This window comes from Pseudarthrobacter siccitolerans (assembly GCF_030823375.1).
Taxonomy (GTDB): Bacteria; Actinomycetota; Actinomycetes; order Actinomycetales; family Micrococcaceae; genus Arthrobacter; species Arthrobacter siccitolerans_A.
In genome coordinates this window covers 1,142,483-1,166,996 of sequence record NZ_JAUSXB010000001.1, presented here as the reverse complement: position 1 = coordinate 1,166,996, position 24,514 = coordinate 1,142,483, and the positions used below count along the sequence as shown (strand labels likewise).

The 24,514-nt window shown below is 66.2% G+C and carries 13 protein-coding genes and 2 tRNA genes; 10 read left to right on the top strand and 5 right to left on the bottom strand.

Features of this window, described 5'->3' with window-relative positions; genetic code table 11:
• Positions 1–101 precede the first annotated feature (101 nt).
• Together QFZ36_RS05440 and QFZ36_RS05435 are read left to right on the top strand one after the other, a co-directional pair.
• Entirely contained in the window at positions 102–3,350 is a 3,249-nt protein-coding gene (locus QFZ36_RS05440; RefSeq protein WP_373427073.1) for an ATP-dependent helicase, read from the top strand.
• On the top strand, positions 3,347–6,886 hold the full coding sequence (locus tag QFZ36_RS05435) for an ATP-dependent helicase (RefSeq protein WP_306634524.1): 3,540 nt from the start codon (positions 3,347–3,349) through the stop codon (positions 6,884–6,886). Before QFZ36_RS05440 ends, QFZ36_RS05435 begins: the two co-directional genes overlap by 4 nt.
• On the opposite strand, the gene QFZ36_RS05430 is transcribed toward QFZ36_RS05435, so the two are convergent.
• On the bottom strand, positions 6,883–8,157 hold the full coding sequence (locus QFZ36_RS05430; protein WP_306634523.1) for a macrolide 2'-phosphotransferase: 1,275 nt from the start codon (positions 8,155–8,157) through the stop codon (positions 6,883–6,885). The two genes, QFZ36_RS05435 and QFZ36_RS05430, sit on opposite strands and share 4 nt — an antisense overlap.
• Positions 8,158–8,309: 152 nt before the next feature.
• Between QFZ36_RS05430 and nudC the strand changes: the two genes are divergently transcribed.
• From nudC to QFZ36_RS05415, 3 genes are read left to right on the top strand one after another with little or no spacing between them, the layout of a single operon-like run.
• The gene (gene nudC, locus QFZ36_RS05425) at positions 8,310–9,332 is read left to right on the top strand and encodes an NAD(+) diphosphatase (RefSeq protein WP_306634522.1); all 1,023 of its coding nucleotides are present in this window, start codon (positions 8,310–8,312) and stop codon (positions 9,330–9,332) included.
• Positions 9,333–9,389: 57 nt separating this feature from the next.
• Complete coding sequence (locus QFZ36_RS05420) at positions 9,390–11,522, top strand: ATP-dependent DNA helicase UvrD2 (protein ID WP_306634521.1); 2,133 nt, start codon at positions 9,390–9,392, stop codon at positions 11,520–11,522.
• Positions 11,519–12,175 (top strand): M48 family metallopeptidase, encoded by a 657-nt coding sequence (locus QFZ36_RS05415; protein WP_306634520.1) that lies wholly within the window; start codon positions 11,519–11,521, stop codon positions 12,173–12,175. Before QFZ36_RS05420 ends, QFZ36_RS05415 begins: the two co-directional genes overlap by 4 nt.
• Before the next feature lie 6 nt (positions 12,176–12,181).
• Here QFZ36_RS05415 and QFZ36_RS05410 read toward each other — a convergent pair whose 3' ends face one another.
• Positions 12,182–13,657 carry a zinc-dependent metalloprotease gene (locus QFZ36_RS05410; protein ID WP_306634519.1) on the bottom strand — a complete coding sequence of 492 codons (1,476 nt, stop codon included), beginning with the start codon at positions 13,655–13,657 and terminating at the stop codon, positions 12,182–12,184.
• Positions 13,658–13,793: 136 nt separating this feature from the next.
• Here QFZ36_RS05410 and QFZ36_RS05405 point away from each other — a divergent pair, with 136 nt between their 5' ends.
• The 5 genes from QFZ36_RS05405 (at position 13,794) to QFZ36_RS05385 (ending at position 19,811) form a co-directional block, all read left to right on the top strand.
• Entirely contained in the window at positions 13,794–15,029 is a 1,236-nt protein-coding gene (locus QFZ36_RS05405) for a YlbL family protein (RefSeq protein WP_306634518.1), read from the top strand.
• A 134-nt stretch (positions 15,030–15,163) separates the two neighbouring features.
• Positions 15,164–18,142 (top strand): UPF0182 family membrane protein, encoded by a 2,979-nt coding sequence (locus tag QFZ36_RS05400; RefSeq protein WP_306639115.1) that lies wholly within the window; start codon positions 15,164–15,166, stop codon positions 18,140–18,142.
• A 132-nt stretch (positions 18,143–18,274) separates the two neighbouring features.
• A tRNA-Met gene (locus tag QFZ36_RS05395) sits at positions 18,275–18,348 on the top strand.
• 317 nt (positions 18,349–18,665) lie between these two features.
• A tRNA-Met gene (locus QFZ36_RS05390) sits at positions 18,666–18,739 on the top strand.
• 139 nt (positions 18,740–18,878) lie between these two features.
• Positions 18,879–19,811, top strand: a complete 933-nt coding sequence (locus QFZ36_RS05385) for a cytochrome b/b6 domain-containing protein (RefSeq protein ID WP_306634516.1) — start codon at positions 18,879–18,881, stop codon at positions 19,809–19,811.
• A 55-nt stretch (positions 19,812–19,866) separates the two neighbouring features.
• Here the strand turns inward: QFZ36_RS05385 and QFZ36_RS05380 are convergent, their stop codons facing one another.
• The 3 genes from QFZ36_RS05380 to QFZ36_RS05370 form a co-directional block, all read right to left on the bottom strand.
• Entirely contained in the window at positions 19,867–21,297 is a 1,431-nt protein-coding gene (locus QFZ36_RS05380) for a cryptochrome/photolyase family protein (protein ID WP_306634515.1), read from the bottom strand.
• Between the two features lie 94 nt (positions 21,298–21,391).
• Positions 21,392–22,183 carry a PspA/IM30 family protein gene (locus tag QFZ36_RS05375; protein WP_306634513.1) on the bottom strand — a complete coding sequence of 264 codons (792 nt, stop codon included), beginning with the start codon at positions 22,181–22,183 and terminating at the stop codon, positions 21,392–21,394.
• Positions 22,184–22,296: 113 nt separating this feature from the next.
• A complete protein-coding gene (locus QFZ36_RS05370; protein ID WP_306634512.1) occupies positions 22,297–24,348 on the bottom strand; it encodes a TPM domain-containing protein in 2,052 nt (683 codons plus the stop codon).
• Positions 24,349–24,514: the final 166 nt, after the last annotated feature.

The following is a 24,514-nucleotide window of genomic DNA, read 5'->3' as shown; positions in this document are numbered from 1 at the left end:
TAACAGTTCCTTTTACAGGTCCACTTGATGAGTACCGCGAGCAGGAAGATCCTGGCGCCGGCTTTGATGCCTTGCCCGGAGCAAGGCACGACGACGGCACTTTGCCCCGCGAGGCAGGGCACCAAGGTGCGCCAGGCCTTGCGGGGCTCAGGTTGCTGCCGCCGCGGCACCTCAACGCCGACGCCCCGGCACTGACGCCGGATCAACAGGCAGCCGTTGACGTCGCGCAGGGGTCCGGGCCTGTCCTGCTGCCGGGCGCGCCCGGAACGGGCAAAACCACTGTCCTCATCGAAGCTGCCGTCACCCGGGTTTTCCGTGACGGCCTGGACCCGGAACGGATGCTGATCCTGGCCCCCAGCAGGCTCGCTGCCGATTCCTTGCGGGACCGGTTCACGGCCCGGCTGGACAGAAGCCTCAGCACTACGCCCGCCCGGACCTGGGCGTCCTACGCCTTCGATGTGATCCGCCGGGCCAAAGCCGAGGGTGTGCTGCCCCTCGCCAGGCCGCCCCGGCTCCTCTCCGGACCGGAGCAGGACCTCATCATCAAAGAACTCCTCGAAGGCCACCGCCTGCCGGGACTCGAATTGCCCTGGCCGGAGGATCTTGCCGGGGCGCTGGAGACGCGCGGATTCCGCCACGAGGTGCGGCAGCTCTTCGACCGCGTCATCGAATCCGGCCTGACCGCCGGAGACCTCGCAGACCTTGGCCGGCAGTGCGGCAGGCCGGACTGGACGGCCGCCGCGGCTCTGTACGCGGAGTACCGCGACGTCCTTGACCTGCGGATGCCTGAGGCCTTTGATCCTGCGGGCATCATCACCGCCGCCCGCCAGGTGTTCCAGGATTCCCCGGATTTCCTTGCTGCGGAACGTGCGCGCCTGCAGCTGATCGTGGTGGACGACGTCCAGGAGGCCAGCCCCGCCGTCTTCGAGCTCCTGGCGGACATAGCCCGCCGGAAGGACTGCTACGTTGCGTCCTCGCCGGACACGGTGGTCCAGGGGTTCCGGGGGGCCCGGCCGGACCTGGTGGCTGAACTTCCGGGGCTGCTCTCACCGGACGCGCCTGTCCTGGAACGTCCCCTCCGGTATGCCCACCGCCACGCCCCCGGGCTAACGGAAGCGTGGCTGGGCGTTGCCGGCCGCATATCCCAGCGCGCCGGCGGGCAGCTGGCCAGGCAGCTCGAGCCGCTGGGGGATAAGCCTCAGGGAGCGGTGGAAGCCCACCTCGTACCGTCCGCCGTGCACGAACTCCGTTATGTTGCCCAGCGGATCCTTGACCAGCACATCAACCACGGCCGGGACCTGGCCGAGATGGCAGTGATAGTGCGAAACGGGGCCCAGGTCAGCGAACTGCAACGGTATCTGTCCGGCCAGGGGATTCCCGTCCGTGTGCCGGTAGCGGAGTCCGCCGTCCGCGACGAAATAGCTGTACGGCCCCTGCTCGATGCGTTCGCCGTCGCCGTTGATCCCGGCCTGCTCACCCCGGAAACCGCTGTCTCCCTTCTGACGTCGCGTATCGGCGGTGCCACGTCCATCGAGCTGCGCCGGCTGCGGCAATCGCTGCGGCGCGAGGAGCTGCTGGGCGGAGGGGGACGCGCCAGCGACACCTTGCTGGTCGAAGCCCTCCTGGAGCCGGGCGCCCTGTCCACCCTTGGCATGGAGGGCCGGGCCGCACGCCGCACTGCACGCATGATCCAGGCCGGGCGGCAGGCCGCCGCCGAACCCGGTGCCAACGCCGAGACAGTGCTGTGGGCGCTCTGGAACTCCACCGGCCTCGCTGCTGCCTGGACAGAAACAGCGCTCGCCGGTGGACCGCACGGAGCACGCGCCGACCGCGACCTTGACGCCATGATGGCGCTCTTCCACACGGCGGAGCGCTACGTCGACCAGGTCCCCGGCGCCGGGCCGGAGCAGTTCCTGGAATACCTGTTGAACCAGGAGCTCCCCATGGACACGCTGGCGGCCAGGGCCCAAGTGGACGACGCCGTCGAACTGATGACGCCCGCCAGCGCAGCCGGCCGCGAATGGCCGGTGGTCCTGGTGGCCGGTCTCCAGGAAGGCGTGTGGCCCAACACCCGGCTCCGTGGTGAACTTCTGGGCAGCACCCTGTATGCCGACGCGGTGGAGCACGGAGTCGACTATGCGCTCCAGCGGGACCCGCTCAGCCGGCTCCGGGACATCCGCTACGACGAACTGCGCAGCTTCTCCACGGCCGTGTCACGTGCCCGCGAACTCCTGGTTTGCACCGCCGTCTCCTCCGAGGACGATCAGCCGTCCTCCTTCCTGGACTATGCGGCACCGCTGGACCCGGGCCAGGAAGGCAGAAATTTCACACCGGTGGAACGTCCCATGACCCTGCGCGCACTCGTGGCCGAACTCCGGCAGTACGCCCAGCTGGACGGAAAACACGAGGCTGAGGCGGACGAAGCGGTGAAGGTTCTTGCCAGGCTCGCGGCTGCGGCGCCGCCCGCGGCCGGGGCACATCCGGACAGCTGGTGGGCACTTCCGCCGCTGACATCCTCCGCAGCCGTGGTCCCCCCGGGCGGAACCGTGTTTGTATCGCCGTCGAAGGTGGAGACGGTCCAGAAATCACCGCTTGACTGGTTCGTCCAGGCAGCAGGCGGTGAAGCGGCCACCGATTTCGCCAGAAGCCTGGGCACACTGGTGCACGCGATCGCACAGGAGCTTCCGGAGGCGTCCGGGGCAGAGTATGTCGCCGAACTGGTGCGCCGCTGGCCTGCCCTGGGCATGAAGGACAACTGGGAAGGCCGGATGGACTACCAGCGCGCTGAGGCTATGGTGCGCAAGCTTGCCCAATACGTGCTGGTTATGCGCAGTGAGGGCAGGAGCCTGCTGGGCGTCGAACAGGACTTCGATGTGGCCCTCCCGGATGTCGCTGTTGATGATGGCCAGGCCCGCGCAGCGGTCCTTCGCGGCCAGGTGGACCGCCTGGAAATCGACCGTGAAGGCCGGCTGGTGATCGTGGATCTCAAAACAGGCAAACGCCAGCCGGGCAAAGCGGAACTGTCCGCGCATCCGCAGCTCGGTGCGTACCAGACAGCAGTACTCGCAGGTGGCTTCGACACGGGGGAGGACAACACCCCCACTATCCCGGGTGGGTCCGTGCTCGCCCAGCTGGGGACGGGGGCCAAGGGTCCGGGCATCCAGCAGCAGGAACCACTTGATCCGCAGGAGAACTGGGCCATGGACATGGTGACGGAGGCCGCTGCCGTAATGGGCGGCAGCGTATTCGAAGCGAGGCATGACCCCTCCAAGGGGAGCCACGGCGGTCATGGCTGCCGGCTGCCCGAAGTATGTCCTTTGTGCGTGCGGGGAAGGCAGGTCACGGAATGAGCCCGGATTCAAACGTGGACAGGCCGGGTGTGCCCGAACCGCGGTTCACACCGGAGGAGCTTTCCGGGCTGCTGGGCGAGAAGAACATCCCCACTCCGGAGCAGTCCGCCATCATCAGCTCGCCATTGACGCCCCGGCTGGTCATCGCCGGTGCCGGTTCAGGCAAAACAGCCACCATGGCTGACCGCGTGGTCTGGCTCGTTGCCAACGGCTGGGTGCGGCCGGAAGAAGTCCTCGGGGTGACGTTTACGCGGAAGGCGGCGGGCGAACTGGCCTCCCGGATACGGGCGAAGCTGGCGTCCCTGCAACGGCTGGCCGGTCAGGATGGCGGGCGCCAGTTGTTCCCGGAGCAACCGGTCTCCAGCGATTCGCTTGAACCCAAAGTGTCCACCTACCACTCGTTCGCCAGCGGCATCGTGTCCGACTACGGGCTCCGGCTCGGCGTGGAACGGGACGTGGTACTCCTCGGCGGCGCGCAGGCCTGGCAGCTGGCCAGTGAAGTGGTGGAAGCCTACGACGGCGAATACACCCACTTCCGCGCAGCGAAATCCACCCTGGTCAAGGCGGTTATCCAGCTCGCAGGGGAATGCGCGGAGCACCTCCAGGAACCCGAGGACGTGGAAGCCTGGCTGATGGCGCGGCTTTCGGAGTTTGAGTCCCTGCCGTACATGGCGGACAAGAAGAAGAACCCTCCGCAGGCGGCGGCCGAGCTTGCCGGGATGCTGCGCACCCGGGCCAGCGTGGCAGACATGGTGGGCCGCTATGCGGCTGCCAAGCGGGCCCGGGGAGCCTTGGACTTCGGGGACCTGGTGGCGCTCGCTGCCAAGGTGGCGCAGGAGGTTCCGCTGGCCACGCAGATGGAGCGGCAACGCTACAAAGTGGTGCTGCTCGACGAATTCCAGGACACCTCGTACGCCCAGCTGGTGCTGTTCTCGCGGCTCTTTGGCGGCGGGCATGCAGTGACTGCGGTAGGGGACCCGAACCAGTCCATCTACGGGTTCCGCGGCGCGTCCGCGGGGCAGCTCTTCCACTTCGTCCGCGAGTTCCCCGTGCGCACCGGACCAGCGGATTCACCCGGGAACTGGGCTCCGGCGCCTACGTCCTACCTGACAACGGCTTGGCGGAACGGGCGGTCCATCCTGGCGGCGGCAAACGTGATGTCCGAGTCCCTGGGCAAGTCAGCCGCAGGGCGCGGACCGGCCGGCGGAAGCAGCACGCAAGGCGGAGGCGGGGCAGCAGCAGCGGACGTTCCGCCTCTCCAGCCCAGCCCGTACGCCGTCGACGGCACGGTGGTCCTGGGTCGGTTCGGTACCGATGTTGACGAAGCGGCCGCGCTGGCGGATGACGTCCTCAAATACCGGGTGACCGATTTTGAGCTGAAACCGGACGGTAGCCCTGTGCCGCCTGCCCTCGCTGTCCTGTGCCGGCGCCGTGCGCAGATGGAAACTGTCCGGCGCCAGTTCGAGGCGAGGGGCATCCCGTATGAAATCGTGGGGCTTGGCGGACTCCTGGACACCCCGGAGATCGTTGACCTCGTGGCCACCCTGCGTGTCCTCGCAGACCCCGGCCGGTCCGACGCGCTGATGCGGCTCCTGGCCGGTGCCCGTTGGCGCATTGGTCCGGCAGACCTGATGGCCCTGCGCGACTGGTCAAGCCACCTGGCACGGCGGCGCGGACAAGCCTTAGACCGGAGTCGTGACGAGCGGGCGGGCGACGAGCGGCCCGTTGACGGGCAGCCGGATGAAGGCACTGAGACCGCCCTTGAGGGGGACCTCACGGACGGTGCCAGCCTGGTGGAAGCCCTGGACTGGCTGCCCCGGGAAGGTTGGACGTCTGCTCACGGCCGGTCGCTCAGCGCCGCGGCCCGCAGCAGGCTTGCCGGCCTGTCAGCCGAGTTGCGGCAGCTCCGGGGCTACCTCGGCGATGACCTCACCACCCTGCTGGGTGAAGTGGAACGGGCCATGCTGCTGGACATCGAGGTGGCGGCCCGGCCAGGCATCAGCATCCACCAGGCCCGGCGCAACCTGGATGCCTTCCAGGACGCCGCCGCAGGATTCCTGCGGACCTCCCAACGGGTGGACATTCTGGCCTTCCTGTCCTGGCTGGAAGCTGCGGCCGCGGAGGAAAACGGCCTGGAAGCGCCGGCTGCCGACATTAACCGGGAAGCCGTGCAGCTCCTCACAGTCCATGCATCCAAGGGCCTGGAATGGGACGTTGTTTTTGTACCCGGGCTGAATGCGGGGGCCTTCCCCAGCGACCGCGACTCCCGCTGGAGCAGCGGGTCCGCGGCCCTGCCCTGGCCGCTCCGTGGTGACCGGGCGGACCTTCCCCAGTGGGACCTCGACCAGCCGGACCAGAAAGGCTGGCTGGACGCAGAGAAGGACTTCAAGGGTGCAGTCCAGGCCCACGGGGAATCGGAGGAACGCCGCCTCGCCTACGTCGCCTACACCAGGGCCAAGCACGTGCTGTGGGTATCAAGCGCAGCATGGGTGGGTTCCCGGGCGGGACGTGCGGACATGTCGCCGTTCCTCGCCGAGCTCGAGCCGCTGGCTAAAGTGGCGGACGGACAGCCGCAGGCAGCCATAGTCCATCCGGCGTCGCAGGATGAAGCGTCCCTTCCGGAGTCGAGCCCGCTCACCCTGGAAGCAGAAGTTGCCAGCTGGCCCTACGATCCCCTCGAGGGGCCGGTGAATCCGCGGACCGGGTATCGCCTCCGCCTCTCCAAAGGGCGGCGGGACGCCATGGAGGCCGCCGCAGGCAAAGTACTTGCGGTGCTGGAAAACCAAGGACAGGAATCCATGCCGGCCCTTGCGGGGGCAGGAGCTCCCGGCGGGGAACCGGCCGACGGCAAGCTTCTAAGCGGCGTGGCCCGGGGATGGGCACGGGAGGCGGCGCTGTTGCTGGAGCGCCGGTCTCGAAGGTCCGCCGGCCCCGATGTGCACCTTCCGGGCCACATCTCGGCGTCCACCCTGGTGGAGCTGCGGGAGGACCCCTCCGCAGTGCTTGGAAGGCTCCGCAGGCCAGTGCCCCGGGAACCAGGCATGTCAGCACGGAAGGGAACCGCTTTCCACGCATGGGTGGAGGAATATTTCGGTGCAGCGGGAATGCTTGACCTTGATGAAGCTCCGGGTTCCGATGACCACATCGATGCCGCGTATGACCTGGATGCCATGGTGGCTACCTTCAAGGCGTCCCCGTGGGCCCACCGGTCACCGGCATTCGTCGAAGTACCGGTGGAGACCCGCGTGGGGGATGTTGTTGTCCGTGGGCGTATCGACGCTGTCTTCCTGGACGCCGACGGCCGGTGGGACCTGGTGGACTGGAAGACGGGCCGCCGCCCCTCCGCCGCCGCGCTGAAAACGAAAGCCGTGCAGCTCGCCGCGTACCGGCTGGCTTGGGCGCGGCTGAAGGACGTCCCGCTGGAGGAGGTGCGGGCAGCCTTCTTCTACGTCGCGGACAATGAGGTGGTGCGCCCCCACGATCTCGGAACCGCCCAGGAGCTGGAGGGGATTGTGGGTGCTGCCCTTAGTTCCTAGGAACTGGCCTGGCTCTTTGCGGGGTCGATGATGGAGATCGCGGCGGTGGACGTATCGTCCGGCCCTCCGAACTCCCCGGCTCCCGTGCCTGGGTTGGACTGGCCCTGATCATGGCTACTGCCTGTTGCAGCCTCGCCGTCCCCAATTGAGCCGTCAGTCCCGGGGCCGGCCGCGGGCTCAGCCGGGATTGGCGTCACAAGGACCGCAGGCTGGACCGGGGCCGGGACGGGCACCGGCACCACCGTGACGGACGCGACTGAAGGCGTGGCGCCGGCGTCGGCCGCCCTGACCACAGGCACATTTCCGGGATCCCCGGCAACCGTTGCCGGCTGGGGTTCCACGCTGATCGGCTGCCCGCCGTACTCCTTAACGTCCCGATCGAGCGTGGCAAGCATCTCTTCCGCTTCGGCGATCATGCCGCTGTCCTCCGAGGCGATTCCCTTCACCAGGTACTGGGCCAGGGCGAATTCGGCGGACAGTGCCGCCCGGCGCAGGAGGTGGTTGTCAGGGGTGTCCCTGCGGCTGGCCGTGTAGGCATCCAGGACCGCATCCACAAAATCCTGCTCATTGGAGGCAACAAGCCAGGCGAAATCGTCAGCCGGATCCCCGATCCTCAAGTCAGTCCACCCGGTCACCGCGGTGACCCGCTGGCCCTCCACCAGGAGGTTGTCCTCGTGCAGGTCGCCGTGCACCACACTGGGGTTGAAGCGCCACAGCGACACGTCTTCCAAGGCGTGTTCCCAGCGCAGCAGCAGGGCAGGCGGGATCTTTCCGGTGGTGGCCGCCTGGTCCAGCTCGTTGAGCCGGCGCTGCCGGAACTCGTTGGGTGTGTAGCTGGGCAGGTCGGCGTTGCTGACGAGCGACCTCGGAAGGTCGTGGATGGCGGCGAGGGCTACACCGATTTCGCGGGCCAGGACATCCGGGCCGGCTGTGAGCTCCTCAACGCTGCGGGTGCTTCCGGCGAGGTGCGAGTACACAAACGTGCTGAGGGTCCCCAGGCGTACACTGCCCGCCACGGTGGGCATGAGGAACGGAAGCTCGGCGCGGATGGCAGGGGCGAAGGCCCGCAGCACAAGAAATTCCGTTTCCAGCCGCGCGCTGGCTTCGGCGTGACGGGGTGAGCGGACGCGCCAGCGCTTGCCCTCGGAATCGAGTAGCAGCGCGGAGTCGAAGTCGGCCGGATCATCCGGGGCAGAGCTAACGGCCGTCGGGGTCAGCCCCGGGACTGCCGCGGTTGCAACGGCTGCCAGTTCTATCGGTTTTCTTCTCACTGTTCCACGGTAGATTGCGTGCAGTCCAAGATACCGGTCCGAGGTCGGCGAGTCTTCGAATAGAGTCCAAAACAGGGGAGGACAGGCAGCCGGAAGCGGCTGGCGCGCCCGCCAAATATCAATTTGTCGGTCCCAGTCAGTACGGTGGACACATGAGCCATGCGGAGTCTGTAACACCGGTCCACCAGGGCAACGCTGTCCGGCTGCCGGCGAACCACCTGATGGAGACGGTCCTCCCGGTGCCGCCCGCGCTGGTTGACCGCGGTTCCGTGGCACGGGCGAAGCCGGGAATGGTGGAGGAGTTGCTCGCCGGGGCGGACACCATGGCGGTTCTCCTCTCCGGCCGGCAGGGGCTGATCCACAACGGCGGCCTGTACCTGTCAAAAGCCCGCGAACTGCACGCCGCCCTTGCCGCTGCGGATGCAGCGCCCCGGCTGACGGTCTACCTGGGCTCCGCCCTGCCGGATTCGGACCTCCCCCCTGGCACCGAGCTGCTGCTGTTCGTGCTGCCGGAGGCGGTGGAGCCCGGGACGGCCGGCATTCCGGGGGATGCTGTCTGGGCCGGGTTCCGGGAGGTTGCCGCCGGGCTCACCCCCACGCATACAGCACTTTTCGTCGAAGCCAGCGCCATCGCCAACTGGCACGACTCCCATACGCACTGCCCGCGCTGCGGATCGCCCACGGACATTGAAGCCGGGGGCTGGGTGCGGCGCTGCCCGGCAGATTCCTCTGAACACTACCCGCGCACCGACCCCGCCATCATCGTCACCGTCGTAGGTCCGGACGGCCGCCTGCTCCTGGGCGGCGGCGGGGCGCGTGATGCAAAGAACTACTCCACCCTCGCCGGATTTGTGGAACCGGGGGAGTCCCTGGAACAGGCCGTAGTCCGGGAAATTTATGAGGAAGTAGGGGTCAGGGTAACTGCCTGCCAGTACCTTGGCTCGCAGTCGTGGCCTTTCCCGGCCTCCCTTATGCTTGGATTTACCGCTGTCACCGAAGACGCCGAGGCAACGCCCGACGGCGTGGAGGTCACCAGGGCCCGCTGGTTCAGCCGGGAGGAACTCCAGGAAGCCGTGAGCGCCGGCGAGATCACCATCTCCAGCCGGTTGTCGATCGCCCGTTCCCTGATAGAGCACTGGTTCGGCGGACGGATTCAGGACCGGGCAGGGGCCTGAAGCTTTACTTATCCATCAGACTCCAGCACGCGGTAGTCGAGACGAAAAAGCAGCAAAGTGACTACACAGAATTTTGACGGCGCAGCATCCCTGGAGGACCGTATCCTTGGCGGCCTGGACGCCGAGCAGCGCGAGGTGGCCAGCACCCTCAACGGGCCCCTGTGCGTCCTTGCGGGTGCCGGCACCGGCAAGACCCGCGCCATCACCCACCGCATCGCCTACGGAGTCCATTCGGGGGTCTACACACCCCAGCGCCTGCTGGCCGTGACCTTCACGGCCCGGGCGGCGGCTGAGATGCGGAGCCGGCTGCGTGACCTCGGGGCCGGCAACGTCCAGGCCCGCACCTTCCATGCCGCGGCGCTGCGCCAACTGCAGTTCTTCTGGCCGCAGGCGGTGGGCGGGACGCTGCCCAACCTGCTGGACCACAAGGCCCAGATGATCGCCGAAGCTGCCCGGCGGCTGCGGTTGAGCACGGACAGGGCGTCCATCCGCGATCTTGCTTCCGAAATCGAATGGGCCAAAGTGTCCATGCTGACCCCTGCCAACTACCTCGAGAACGCGCAGGACCGGGGAACGCCCGGCGGCTTCGACCTCACGGCGGTGGCCAGGGTCTTCCAGTCCTACGAAGACGTCAAGACGGACCGCAACGTCATCGACTTCGAGGACGTCCTGCTGATTACGGTGGGCATCCTGCAGGAGGACGAGAAGGTGGCTGCCACCGTCCGCGAGCAGTACCGGCACTTTGTGGTGGACGAGTACCAGGACGTCTCCCCGCTGCAGCAGCGGCTCCTTGAACTGTGGCTGGGCGGCCGGGACGAGCTGTGCGTCGTCGGAGATGCCAGCCAGACCATCTACTCGTTTACCGGCGCCTCCCCGAAGCACCTCCTGGAGTTCAAAGCCCGCTACCCGCAGGCCAACGTGGTGAAGCTGGTCAGGGACTACCGCTCCACGCCCCAAGTGGTGAAGCTCGCCAACGATCTCCTGGCCGGCAGGCGCAGCGGCGGTCCCGTTGCTGACGCCGCCTGGGCCGCACCGCTGCAGCTGGTGGCGCAGCGCCCCGGCGGGCCCGTTCCGCAGTTCACCGAGTGCTCGGACGATGAAGCGGAAGCTGCCACCGTGGCGCAAAAGATCAAAGCACTGCTCGATGCCGGCACACCGGCCAGCGAGGTGGCCGTCCTCTTCCGCACCAACGGCCAGTCCGAAGCCTACGAACAGGCCCTTGCCGCCGCAGGCATCGGCTATCAGCTGCGCGGGGGAGAGCGGTTCTTTGCCCGCAAGGAGGTCCGCGACGCCATCCTTCAGCTGCGCGCCGCCACCCGGGCAGTCTCGGCGGAATCGCCGGAACCCCTTGGCCAGCTTGTGCGCGACATCGTGGCTTCCCTTGGTTACACCGACGCACCACCCCACAACGGCGGCGCACTGCGCGAACGCTGGGAATCCCTGGCGGCGCTGGTGGCCCTGGCCGACGAACTCGTCCAGTCGCGCGGCCCGGAGTTTGGCCTGGCTGAATTCGTGAACGAACTTCAGGAGCGGTCCCTGGCCCAGCACGCGCCTACGGTGCAGGGCGTCACCCTGGCGTCCCTGCACGCGGCCAAAGGCCTGGAGTGGGATGCGGTGTTCCTGGTGGGGCTCAGCGAAGGGTTGATGCCCATCTCCTTCGCAGACTCGCCCGAATCCGTCGATGAAGAACGGCGGCTCCTGTACGTAGGCATCACCCGTGCCCGCGAACACCTCTCACTCTCCTGGTCCACGGCCCGGACCCCGGGCGGCCGGGCCAACCGCAAGCCGTCCAGGTTCCTGGACGGGCTGCGCCCTGATTCGGTGGCCAGCTCAAGCGCCCGCGGTAAAGGGCCCGCGCCGCGCCGCAAGGCCGCTGCGCCGGCGGTGTGCAGGGTTTGCGGGAGCATGCTCGGCACGGGAGCGGAGCGCAAGGTGGGGCGCTGCAACTCCTGCCCGCCGAGCTATGAGGAACAGACTTTCGAGGCCCTCAGGACGTGGCGCCGTGAGACCGCCCTGTCCGCCGACGTTCCTGCCTTTGTGGTGTTCACCGACGCCACGCTTACAGCGATTGCCGAGGCCAAGCCTTCCTCACTGGAGGAACTTGCCGCGCTTGCCGGAGTGGGACCGTCCAAGCTGGAACGCTACGGCGAAGACGTCCTCCGGGTCCTGCTGGAAAGCACCTCGCTATGATCACCACAGCGGACGGCGCTCCCGTCGAGGTCCGCCGCTCCGCCCGCCGAACACGGACCGTTGCCGCTTTCTGGGAGAACGGGACGGCCGTGGTGGCCATCCCGGCACGGTTCACCGCCGCCCAGGAAAAGGAATGGGTCCAGCGGATGCTCGCCAAGCTGCACAAGCAGGGGGAACGCCGCACCGCTTCCGGCCGGAAGCGGCCAGCCTCTGACGCCGCCCTGGCCGCCCACGCCGCCCAGCTGTCCGAACGGTACCTCGGCGGGCGTTCGAGGCCTGCGTCAGTTCGCTGGGTCAGTAACCAGAACTCGCGCTGGGGTTCGGCCACCCCGGCCGAAGGCACCATTCGCCTCTCTGACAAGCTTCGTCCCATGCCCCAGTGGGTCATCGACTACGTGCTGCTGCACGAGCTGGCTCACCTCCTGGTGGCAGGGCACAACGCTGCCTTCTGGAAGCTGCTTGAGGCCTACCCCGAGACGGCGCGCGCGAAGGCCTTCCTGGAAGGTGTGTCCTTCGCCATGGCGCGCGGTCTCAAGGACGCCGGAGCACCCGATGTGCCGCACACCGCCCGGCCAGGGCAGGAACCCTGGCCCGACGAAAACTGGCCCGACGAAAACTGGCACGGCGAAAGCTGGCCCGGCGACGCCGACTAGGCCGGCTTAGCTTTTCGGCCCGCCGTCCTCGCCCTTCTGGTCGTCCTGGCTCTGGTTTCCGTCAGCCTGGCCGCCGCCGGCCGTCCCGCCGCCGGCCGTCCCGCCGTCGGCCTCTTCCGTCCCGGCCGACGGGGACTCGTCAAACCCGCCGCTCAGGAGCTTCTGCAGGGCGTCGTCCACTTCGCTGTCACTTGCCTCGGCCAGCTTGCGGCGTCCGCTGAAACCCTTTGGATCGTCCAGGTCCTCGGCGGTGGGCAGGAGATCGGGGTGGTGCCAGATCGCGTCGCGGCCCTCGATGCCGCGCTCTTCCTTCAAGGTGGCCCAGAGGGTTGCGGCGTCCCGCAGGCGGCGGGGGCGAAGCTCGAGCCCCACCAGGGCAGCGAAGGCGTGCTCCGCGGGCCCGCCAGTGGCCCGGCGGCGCCGCACTGTTTCCCGCAGCGCGCCGGCGGAGGGCAGCAGCTTCTCCGTGGCCGCGGCCGTGAGCTCGTCCACCCAGCCTTCCACGAGGGCCAGCGCCGTCTCGAGTTTCTCCAGTGCCTGGTCCTGCGCAGGAGTCCGCTGGGGCATAAACACGCCCTGCGACAGGGCTTCCTGGATGCCCTCGGGATTGCTGGGGTCCAGGTCCCGGGCCAGCTCTTCAATGCGGGAGGTGTCGATGTGGATGCCACGGGCGTAGGCCTCGATGGCGCCCAGCAGGTGGCCGCGCAGCCACGGGACCTGCACGAACAGCCTTGCGTGGGCAGCTTCCCGGACGGCGAGGAAGAGCCGGATGTCGTTTTCGGGCAAGGAGAGCCCTTCCCCGAAGGCGGTGATGTTGACGGGCAGCAGGGCCATTTCAAGGTCGGCCAGGGGTACGCCGATGTCGGTGGAACTGACCACGTCCTGGGAAAGGGCGCCGATGGCTTGTCCCAGCTGCATGCCGAAGATGGCACCGCCCATGTTCTGGAGCATGGACGAGGCCCCGCCCATCATCGACTTCATCTCTTCGGGCATCTGCTCGGTCATGGCAGAGGACAGCGCATTGGCGATGCTGTTCGCCACCGGCTCGGTGAGCCGCTTCCAGGTGCCCAGCGTGGCCTCGACCCATTCCGCACGGGACCATGCCCGGCCGATCAGGCCCGTAGCGGGAAGGTCTGTGACGGGATCGAGCCACAGTTCGGCGAGCCGCAGGGCCTCGTCCACTTCGCGGGACTGCTGCGAGGTAACCGACGGATCGGCACTCGCCGCTGCAACGCGTCGGGCGTTCTCGTGGGCAAGCTGCCAGTTCACTGGCCCCTCGGACGGTGCGCTCATCATGGCCTGCACCTGGGAGAACATCTGGGCCAGCAGATTCGGGTCGTTGGGAAGGCCGGCTGCCTTGGCGAGTTCGGCCGGGTCGAAATTCTCCATCCCCTTGCCGCCCATCAGGTTTTGCAGCATCTCGGTCAACGGGTCCTTGGGGGTATCGTCGCCGTTAGACGGATTAAGTGGGTTGGAGGTCATGATCCCGCCGATCGTCGGTGTGACTGGTGCTCAACCTTCACGCTACCCCGGTCCCGGTCGGCTGTCTGCCGCACTTCGTTACCGTTCGCTGTAGGCAAAGAACTGGAGCAGCCGGGCACCGCGTAGTGTTGGTTCAGTGACTACAACCCGTGGCAGCCACCCTTCAGAGGACCACGCTGCCGAGCTCCAGTCCCGCCCCTGGCCTGAGGAAACAGTAGAGCCTGGCGCCGGCCGTGAACCCGTCAGCGCGCCAGCCGGCCCATGGGCTCCGCCAACGGAAACGGGACTCACCGAACCAGGCCGCCGAAGTCCCAAGGTCTCCGCCATGATGGTGGCCGGCATGGCTGCCCTTGGGCTGGGAATCGCGGCGGGCACCCTGCCGGTGCCCTATGTCATTGAATCGCCCGGCCCCACCTTCAACACCCTGGGCCAGAGCCAGGGAAGCCCGGTCATCAGCGTCACCGGCCAGGAAACGTATCCGGCGGCGGGAAACCTTGATCTGACCACCGTCTACGTCGACGGCGGCCCCAGCGGGCCCGTAAGCATCCTGGGGGCTTTCTCTGCGTGGCTTGACCGTTCGAAAGCGGTGTACCCGGAAGAGCTGATCTACCCTGCTGGTACCACCAAGGAGGAGGCCAATGAGCAGGGCACGGAAGCCATGGCCACTTCCCAGGAAAACGCGGTGGCTTCAGCTTTGAAGGAACTGGACATTCCGTTTGGGCAGCAGCTGCAGGCTGCAGGCTTGTCAGACAGTTCCGCCGCCGCCGGGAAGATCGAGCCGGGGGACATCCTGAGGACGATCAACGGCAAGGAGATCACCTCCCTCAGCGTGATTCAGGGAGAACTGGCGGCAGGAAAAGGTGCTCCCGCCACCGTGGTGGTGGAACGGGACGGCCAGATGGTTTCAACGGAGATCGCTCCCAAGGACAACGGGGCGGGCCGGTTCATCCTTGGCGTGATGCTCAAGTACCGGTTCACCTTCCCCTTCCACGTGCAGATTGCCTTGGACAAGGTGGTCGGCCCCAGCGCCGGACTCATGTTCTCGCTCGGCATTATCGACACCGTCACCCCGGGTGACCTCACCGGCGGAAAGCACTTTGCCGGGACGGGAACCATCTCCCCGGACGGCACTGTCGGACCCATCGGCGGCATCGGGCAGAAGATGCAGGGGGCACGCGCCGGGGGAGCCACACTGTTCCTTGCCCCCGCTGCGAACTGCGGGGAAGTGGTGGGGCATGTTCCGGACGGCCTGCAGGTGGTCAAGGTTGAGAACCTCGCAGAGGCGAGGGACGCCGTCGAACTTGCCGGCTCCGGCCAGGACACGTCCGGCCTCCCGGCGTGTGTACAACCAACTAGACTGTGCAGGAACTAAGCTCTACCGCCACTCGTGGCAATTATGACGGCTGAACCAGCGTTTGACCGGTAAGGACGTCGCTCGCACGCACGCTTCGAATCATCTGACCGACCAGCTATGAGGTACCGAGTTTGTCCCGACCCGCCAGCACCATGTCCACAGGTAAACCCCCTTCAAGGCGCGGCGCGCTGACGCCCACCCTGATCGTTGTTGCCCTGGTGGTTGTGGGCTTCATCTTCTTCGCTAACGTCTGGACCGATGTCCTCTGGTACCGCCAGCTCGGCTTCATCGAAGTGTTCGTCACCGAGAACCTGGCCAGGATCGGAATCTTCGCCGGCGGATTCGCCCTGATGTTCCTGGCGGTCTTCTTCGCCATCCGCATCGCATACCAGTCCCGTCCGGTGTACGCGCCGGACTCTGAGATCCGGGACAACCTCAACCGTTACCAGGCACAGCTGGAACCCGTCCGCCGCGTGGTGATGGTGGGCCTGCCGGTCCTCTTCGGACTCTTCGCCGGCAGCGCCGCCGCCAGCCAGTGGCAGAAGGTCCTCCTCTTCTTCAACCAGGAGCCCTTCGGCGAACAGGACCCGCAATTCCACCTGGACATCAGCTTCTACCTGATGACCCTGCCGTTCCTCGGTTTCATCACCGGGTTCCTGATCAGCGTGGTGGTCATTGCCGGAATCGCCGGAATCCTCACCCATTACCTCTACGGCAGCATCAGGCTGATGGAGCGGGGCGTCTTCACCAGCCGTGCCGCCCAGATCCACATCGCCGTCACGGGCGCTGCCTTCCTGGTTCTCCTGGGCATCAACTTCTGGCTTGACCGATACTCTGCGGTGCAAAGTAACGGCGGCCGCTGGGCCGGAGCGCTCTACACCGACGTCAACGCCGTCATCCCTACCAAGGCCATCCTGGCCGTGGCAGCCGCGCTGGTTGCCATCCTGTTCATCGTGGCGGCGGTCATCGGCCGCTGGCGCCTGCCGGTCATCGGAACCGCGATGCTGGTCATCACGTCCATCCTGGCGGGCGGTGTCTACCCCTGGGTGATCCAGCAGTTCCAGGTGCGCCCGTCGGAAGAGACGCTGGAAAAGGAATTCATCCAGCGCAACATCGACAACACGCGCAAAGCCTATGGACTCGATGCCATCCAGGTGAACCGCTATGACGCCACCAACACCGCCAGCACCGGTGCCCTCGCCCCGGACGCCCAGACCACGGCAAACATCCGCCTGCTGGATCCCAACCTGATCTCGGACGCGTTCTCGCAGCTGGAACAGTACCGGCCGTATTACCAGTTCCCGGAAGCCCTTAACGTGGACCGCTACGAAGTGGACGGCAAGATCCAGGACACCGTGATCGCTGTCCGTGAGCTGAATCCCACCAACGTGGTCACCAACCAGCAGGGCTGGCTGAACCAACATGTGGTGTACACCCACGGTTACGGTGTGGTGGCAGCCAAGGGCAACAAGTTCACGGTGGACGGAAAGCCGGACTTCCTGCAGTCGGGCATTCCGTCAACGGGCGTGCTGGGCAATGATTCGACGTACCAGCCGCGCATCTACTTCGGCGAGTCCTCGCCGGAGTACTCCATCGTGGGCGCACCGGATGGTGCCCCTGCCCGCGAGCAGGACAGGCCCTCCGGCCGCGAAGGCGAGGGGGAGACCCAGTACACCTTCGAAGGCAACGGCGGACCCAACGTTGGAACTTTCTTCAACCGGGTGCTGTACTCCATTAAGTTCCAGTCCTCGGACCTGCTGCTCTCTGACGGCGTCAACCCGGAGTCCCAGATCCTGTACGACCGCAGCCCCCGTGAGCGCGTGGAGAAGGTTGCCCCCTACCTGACAGTGGACGGCAACGCCTACCCGGCCGTGGTGGACGGGCGCGTGAAGTGGATCGTGGACGGCTACACCACCAGCCAGTACTACCCCTACTCACAGCAGGAACAGCTTTCCAACGCCACCGCGGACACCCAGACCACCTCGGGACGCGCCGTGGCCCTGCCCAACAGCACGGTCAACTACATCCGGAACTCGGTCAAAGCCACGGTGGATGCCTACGACGGTTCGGTCACCCTGTACGCCTGGGATGACCAGGACCCGCTGCTGAAGTCCTGGCAGAAGGTGTTCCCCTCATCGCTGAAGCCGTTCTCGGAAATGTCCGGCGACGTTATGAGCCACGTCCGGTACCCCGAGGACCTGTTCAAAGTCCAGCGCCAGCTCCTCGGCCAATACCACGTCACGGACCCCTCCAGCTTCTACAAGACCAATGATGCCTGGAGCGTGCCGGCGGATCCCACCGTGGACACGGACGTTAAGCAGCCGCCGTTCTACATGTCGCTGCAGATGCCGGACCAGGAGCGGCCTGCCTTCCAGCTGACGTCCTCGTACATACCGCAGATCGTCAACGGAAACGCCCGCAACGTCCTTTACGGGTTCCTGGCTGCAGACTCGGACGCCGGCAACCAGGCGGGCGTCAAAGCCGACAGTTACGGCAAGCTGAGGCTGCTGCAGATCCCGCCGGAGATCCAGGTCCCCGGACCCGGCCAGGCACAGAATAAGTTCAACTCTGATCCCACCGTGTCCCAGGCCCTCAACCTGCTCCGCCAGGGCGCCTCTGACGTGCTCAACGGCAACTTGCTGACGCTTCCTGTCGGCGGCGGCATCCTCTACGTCCAGCCGGTCTACTTGAAGTCCACCGGTGAGACGTCCTACCCCACCTTGCAGCGCGTCCTGGTGGCCTTCGGGGACAAGGTAGGTTTTGCCCCAACCCTGGACGAGGCCCTGAAACAGCTCTTCGGCGGAGATTCCGGCGCCGCAGCCGGCGACTCGGACAACAATGGCCAGACGCCTGCTCAGCCGGGTGCACCTTCCACCCCGGCAGGAGCGGACGCCAAAGCTGAACTGAAGGCGGCCCTGGACGAGGCCAACGCCGCGATCAAGGCCGGCCAGGCAGCACTGGCCGGCGGCGATTTCGCCGCCTACGGCGAGGCGCAGAAGCGGCTTTCGGCAGCTCTGGATAAGGCGGTTCAAGCGGAGGCGAAGATCCCGGTGGCGGCTCCCGAGGCCACCCCGGCTCCGGCGTCCTCGGCAACCACCGAGGCCACGCCTTCGCCCTCGCCGAGCAGCTGATGCGCGCTGTCTAATCACGACGGCGGCAGCCGGCACCCGTTCCATCCCGAGCGGGTGCCGGGCTGGCGAGACGGAGATCACGCCCTCCCGATTTGGCCTGCTGTTCACCTCCCGGTAGAGTTGTTCTTGCGACGCGGGGTGGAGCAGTTCGGTAGCTCGCTGGGCTCATAACCCAGAGGTCACAGGTTCAAATCCTGTCCCCGCAACTGGAGAAAGGTCCGGATACTGGAAACAGTGTCCGGACCTTTTGGTTTAAGCACGCGACCCCGGTGGTGGGAGACGCTCCATCACCTTCTGCATCAAGTCCCGCAACGCGCTATCACCTTTCGCGCCTCCGGCGGAGAACCCTCCTGCACACGGAGCGGCAGCACCGCCGTCGAACCCCCTCGGGAAGTGACGGGCGTTCCGGGGAAAGCTGCGGTAGATGAAGGGGCGTTCCCGGGGGAGGCCAGGGTGGCAAGAACCCCGGAAAACGGCGGGTGGAAAAACCTGCCGCCGAAATAGGGTAGTGTTGATTCTGCGACGCGGGGTGGAGCAGTTCGGTAGCTCGCTGGGCTCATAACCCAGAGGTCACAGGTTCAAATCCTGTCCCCGCAACTTATGTGAAGACCCCGACCGGCAGACAAGCCGGGCGGGGTCTTCTTTTTTCCTAGAATGCTGCCAGTTCCTAGTATTCTCTTTCGCAGAGCCTCACAGATCGTGAGCACCACGTCATTCTCGAGAGGAATGTTGCTCGATGTCCACACCCACGAAGAAGCCCGGCACTGCCGCGGGCAAGCGGTCCCGTCTCTATTGGGGTGTGCCCGCCGTCCTCGTGGCGCTGGTCCTGGTGGTGCTGATCGCCAAGTGGCTGGTGGGGCTTCCCGCCGTCGCTTCCTTCGTCGCGGATAATCCGGGCCATTCTGAGCTTCCGGCTGGGTCACCGGAAGGGTTCCCGGCCTGGTTGGCCTGGCAGCACTTCCTGAATGCATTCTTCCTGCTGCTCATCATCCGGACCGGCTGGCAGGTGCGCACCACCACCCGCCCCAGCGGCCACTGGACCCGGAACAACAAGGGACTGATTAAAACCAAAACCGCGCCCACCAAGATCAGCCTCGAGCTCTGGTTCCACCTCACGCTGGACGCGCTGTGGATCCTCAACGGTTTGGTGTTCGCCGTCCTGCTGTTCGCCACGGGGCAGTGGATGCGGATCGTCCCCACCAGCTGGGACGTTATCCCGAATGCGCTCTCGGCCGCCCTCCAGTACGCGTCACTGGACTGGCCCACGGAGAACGGCTGGATTAACTACAACGCCCTCCAGCTCCTCACGTACTTCATCACGGTTTTCATCGCGGCGCCGCTGGCTTGCATCACCGGCCTGCGCATGTCCTCCGCCTGGCCCAAAAAGGCGGCCAGCCTCAACAAGGCCTATCCGATTGAACTGGCCCGCGCCATCCACTTCCCGGTGATGATCTACTTTGTGGCCTTTATTGTGGTGCACGTCTTCCTGGTGCTTGCCACCGGTGCCCTGCGCAACCTCAACCACATGTACGGCGTACGGGACGACGACGGCTGGTTCGGCTTCTGGGTGTTCCTCGCCTCCGTAGTGGTCATGGCAGCCGCATGGTTCCTGGCCCGCCCCATCTTCCTGCGGCCGATTGCGTCCCTGATGGGCAAGGTCAGCCGCTAAAGGAGAGCCGCTATAGGACAGCTGCGGCGGCCCGCCTGCGGGGAGTCGCGGCCGTTCAGTCCTTGAGCCTGGCGTAGGCCTCGAGCGCCCGCTCGCGGGACTCGGGCAACCCCACCAGCGGAACCGGGTAGCCGGGCACGTCCCCCGCTTTCCACGGTTCGTGGATAGCCTTCGCGTCGAGGTCCGCGAGTTCCGGAACAAACCTGCGCAGGTACCGGCCGGCTGAATCGAACTTCCTGCTCTGCGTCACCGGGTTGAAGATCCGGTAGTAGGGGGAGGCGTCCGCTCCGGATCCCGCCACCCACTGCCAGTTGGCCGGGTTGCTGGCGGCATCCGCGTCAACGAGGGTGTCCCAGAACCACTCCTCGCCGATGCGCCAGTCCGCCAGGAGATTCTTGACCAGGAAGGACGCCGCCGCCATGCGCACCCGGTTGTGCATCCAGCCTGTCTGCCACAGCTGCCGCATGCCGGCGTCGACAAACGGGTACCCCGTGCGGCCCTGCTGCCAGGCCCTTAGCTCGTTCCGGTTGAGCGACTGCCACTCGAACCGGTCGAACTCGGGCCGGTAGTTCCGGGTGGCCAGTTCCGGGTTGGTATACAGCAGGTTCCAGCAGAATTCCCGCCAGCCAAGCTCAGACCGGAAGATCCCGACGTCGGCCGGTACCTGGTGCGGGAAGTGCCGGCGGATCTCCCGCCACACCCGGAAGGGACTGATCTCGCCGAAGCGCAGGTGCGGCGACAGGCGGCTGGTTCCTTCCACCCCCGGCACGTTGCGGCCGGTTCCGTACTCGTCGGCGGGGCCGTCCAGGAAGTCATCGAGGCGGTGCCTGGCGCCTTCCTCACCCGGCTCCCACGTTTGAGCCAGGCCGCCGCTCCAGTCGGGGGAGTGCGGAAGGAGGTTCCAGCTCTCCAGGTCTTCGCCTGCTGGCAGCCCTCCTCCCGTCGCAGTGGCGGGCGGTGGCAGCTGCCGGGGCGGTTCCAGCGGGTCGCGCACATCAGCCCCGGCCAGGCACGCCCGCCAGAAGGGCGTATAGACCTTGTAGGGGCCGCCGGCCCCGGTACGGACCGTCCACGGTTCAAACAGCAGATTTGCCTGATAGCTCGAAGCCTGGACGTCATTGTTGCCGGCCCATTCCTTGACTACGGCATCCAACGTCCACTCCGGCAGCGCGTAACGCCGGTTCCAGAACAGATGCTTCGCGGCGGTTTCGGTGGCGAGGCCCTTGATGACATCCGCGGCCGGTCCGCGGCGAAGGAGCAGGCGTGAGCCGTTCGCTTCCAGAGATGCTCCGAGCACGGAAAGGGAATGATGCAGCCACCATCGGGTTGCTCCGCCGAGCGGCCGGACGCCGGCAGACTCCTCGTCCAGAACATAGACGACGGTCAGCGGCAGGCCGAGCGCTGCCGCTTCAGACAGCGCCGGGTTGTCGTCCAGACGAAGGTCATCGCGCAGCCAGACGAGGGATGTTGCGTCGAAGGAAGCCATCCCTCCACGCTACACACAGGCGGCACCGGAAAGGCCGGGGCAACGGCCCCGGCCTTTCATCTGTGGTCCCGGGGAGGAAGTTCCCCGGTGACTGTCAGAGCTTGTCGAAATCGGCTTCGTTCACAGTTGATTCAGCGCCTGCATTGCCGCCTGCGCCGATCGCAGGCTTTGCGGTGCCGCCCGATTTCAGTGCCGCGAGGCGTGCCTCGATCTCCACCTGCTCGCCGAGGTCCTCCAGCTGGTTGAACTGCGCGTCCAGGCTGGACTCGGTGAGTTCCTGCTGCCCGCGGACCTTGGCCTCCTCGCGGCGGATCTTTTCCTCGAAGCGCCCCACCTCGCTGGTGGGATCCATGATGTCGATGCTCTTGATGGCATCGTGGACCTGGGACTGTGCTGCAGCGGTCTTGGAGCGGGCGACCAACTCGTTGCGCTTGCTGGTCAGCTGGTTCAGCTTGCCCTTCATCTGGTCCAGGCCGGTCTTCAGCTTGTCCACCACTTCACGCTGGGACGTGATGGCCGGTTCTGCCCCCTTGGCCTCATTCTCGGCCGAAATCTGGCGCTGCAGGGCCACCTTGGCCAGGTTGTCGAACTTCTCGGCGTCCGAAACGTTGCCGCTTCCGCGGTACTCGTCGGCCTTGCGTGACGCGGCAAGGGCCTTATTGCCCCAGTCACGGGAGTTCTTGACGTCCTCGTTGTAGTCGTCCTCGAGCATCCGGAGGTTGCCGATGGTCTGCGCAACGGCGGACTCCGCTTCGGCAATGTTGTTGGTGTAATCCCGGACCATCTGGTCCAGCATCTTCTGCGGATCCTCAGCGTTGTCCAGCAGGGTGTTGATGTTCGCCTTTGCCAGCTGTGCGATACGGCCGAAAATGGACTGTTTAACCATGGTTTTACCTTTCGTCCTGCTCTGTAGTGAGCACTGAAATCAGTGACAGTTGTGTTGTTGCATCTTTCCGCTGGCCGGTCCTTGGCCTGCGGGCCGCGAGTTGTCTATCGGAACTAGAAATCTCCGCCGCCGCCGGAGTCCCCACCCCAGCCACCGCCCATGTCTCCGCCGCCGAAGTCACCGCCGCCCCAACCGCCGCCGTCGTTGCCGCCGCCACCGCCCCAGCCTCCGCCACCGCCGCCGTTGAGGATGGAGTTGATCAGGATGCCGCCGAGGATAGCGCCGCCGAGCCCGCCGCCGCCTCCGCCGCCGAACATTCCACCCCGGCCGTAGCCCTGGTTGGCGTAGCCGTCGAAGTGGTCGACGTCGGCCTGGGCCAGTTGGGCTGCCTGGGCAGCGAGGGCGTGGGCCTGCTGCGCGTAGGTCAGGGCTGTAACGGGGTCTGTGCGCGCGATGGACAGTGCGTAATCCAGGTTGCGCTGCGACTCCGCCAGGCGGGTGCGGGCCTCTGTTCCCACGCCGCCGCGGCGTGCGGTGATGTAGTCGGAAGTGGCACTGATTTGGGCCTGGGCCGACATAATGGTCTGCTGCAGCGACGCCTGCGCCCGGCGTGCCTGCTCCTGCTGGTCCCGGATTCCACTCAGGGACTGGTCCAGCGACTGGTGGGCGGTTTCCACCCGCTGCAGCGTTGCGATGGGATCAATCTTTCCGCCCTGGATCTCTGCCTTCACCTGCGTAAGCGCGGCTTCCACGCCAGCCACGGGACCTGCGAGCTCGGGATGCGCGCCGGACTGGATCATGGCACGTGCCTGGGCGAGGTCCTGGGAGGTGTCCACCACTGCAGCCTCAAGGCTGTTGCGAGCCTCATCAAGGCTCGACGAGACCTTGGAAATGGCATCAAGGAGTACGTTCGTCTGGTGCAGGCTTTCTTCTGCTGCCCGGACTGCGACTGCAGCCATACTTGCTTCACCCTCGCCGAGCTTCTGCTGAGCAGTGGCTGAGGCGTTCTGGACGAACGCCAGCCGCTCCTTGGCCTGGAGGATGTTGTCCGAGACCTGTGCAAGCGCACTGTCCGCGTACCTGGCGCGCAACGTGGTGAGGGACTGTTCGGCGCTGGAGATCTTGGCGCCTGCTTCATGGGCGCCGGCGTTGACGCGTGCCAGGGCCTGCGGCGCGTTCTTCTCCAGTTCGCGCAGGGAATCAAAGTCTGCCTTCTGCTCCTGGAGCGAAGCCAGGGCGGCTTCCGAGCGGCGGATAATTTCTCCCAGCCAGCTGCGCTGCTGCTCCTCGGTATCCGGGATGTGGTCGTCCAGCTGCTGCTGCAGCTTGAACGATTCCGTCATGTGGCCCTTGGCTTCCTCAAGAGCCTTGGTGAAGTTGCCGACGGCCGAATCGCCGTATTGTGCCTGGGCGAACATCAATTCCTGTTCGCTGGACTTGATGGCGTCGTCCGCCTCGATGAGGAGCGAACCGCTCTTACGGCGCAGCTCCTCCACGCTGAGGGACGCCAGCGGATCCACCTGGCCGCCCTGCGGGCCGTAGCTTGCGCTGGACGACTGGCCGGCGGCAGCCTTCTTCCGCCGGTTGCGGAAGTACAGGTACGCACCCGCGCCGCCTGCAGCGACTACGCCGGTGCCCACCAGAACAGCGGCTCCGGCGCTCCCGTCCGAGGGGACGTTGCCGCTGCCGCCGCCAGCTGCGTCACCGATCGCGCCTGCAGCGTTGATTGCAGCCTGCGCGTAGTTGTTGTTGGCCAACTGCGGCCCAATGGCTTTGCTCTTGATGTTTTCGATCTGGGCGTTGGTGATCTTGCTGCCGCCCTTATTGAGGATGTACTGCCTGGTATCGGTGGCAACCGCGAGAATCAGGGCATTGGAACCGAGACTGGCTTTTTGGGCGACAGCGTCCGTCCAGGCTTCACGATCGGTGGGGTTCTCGAATTTCTTGACGATGACGACGTGCAGCACAGTGGCGTGGTCCGTCCCCAGCTTCTTGATGGCTTCCTGTACGTCAGCCTTTTGCGAACCCAATACTCCCGAAGGATCCACTATTTTCGTTGTGGGATCCAAGGTGACCGGATCCTCGGCCCAGGCCGCGCCGGCGGGTACCGCCAGCAGCCCGGCAAGGCCGATCACGGCGAGAATACGTTTGAACTTTGACCGCATGTGCAACCCTTCAGCACGCCTGACACCGATTCGGGACGAACCGGTCGTCTCAGAATGCAGCAGCGCCCCCACGCATGTGTAAAGCCGCAGGTCGCTGTGGCAATCATCTTGATTCTATGGTGCACCCCACAGGCCGTCCATCGAGCTGAATATGCCACCAGCGAAA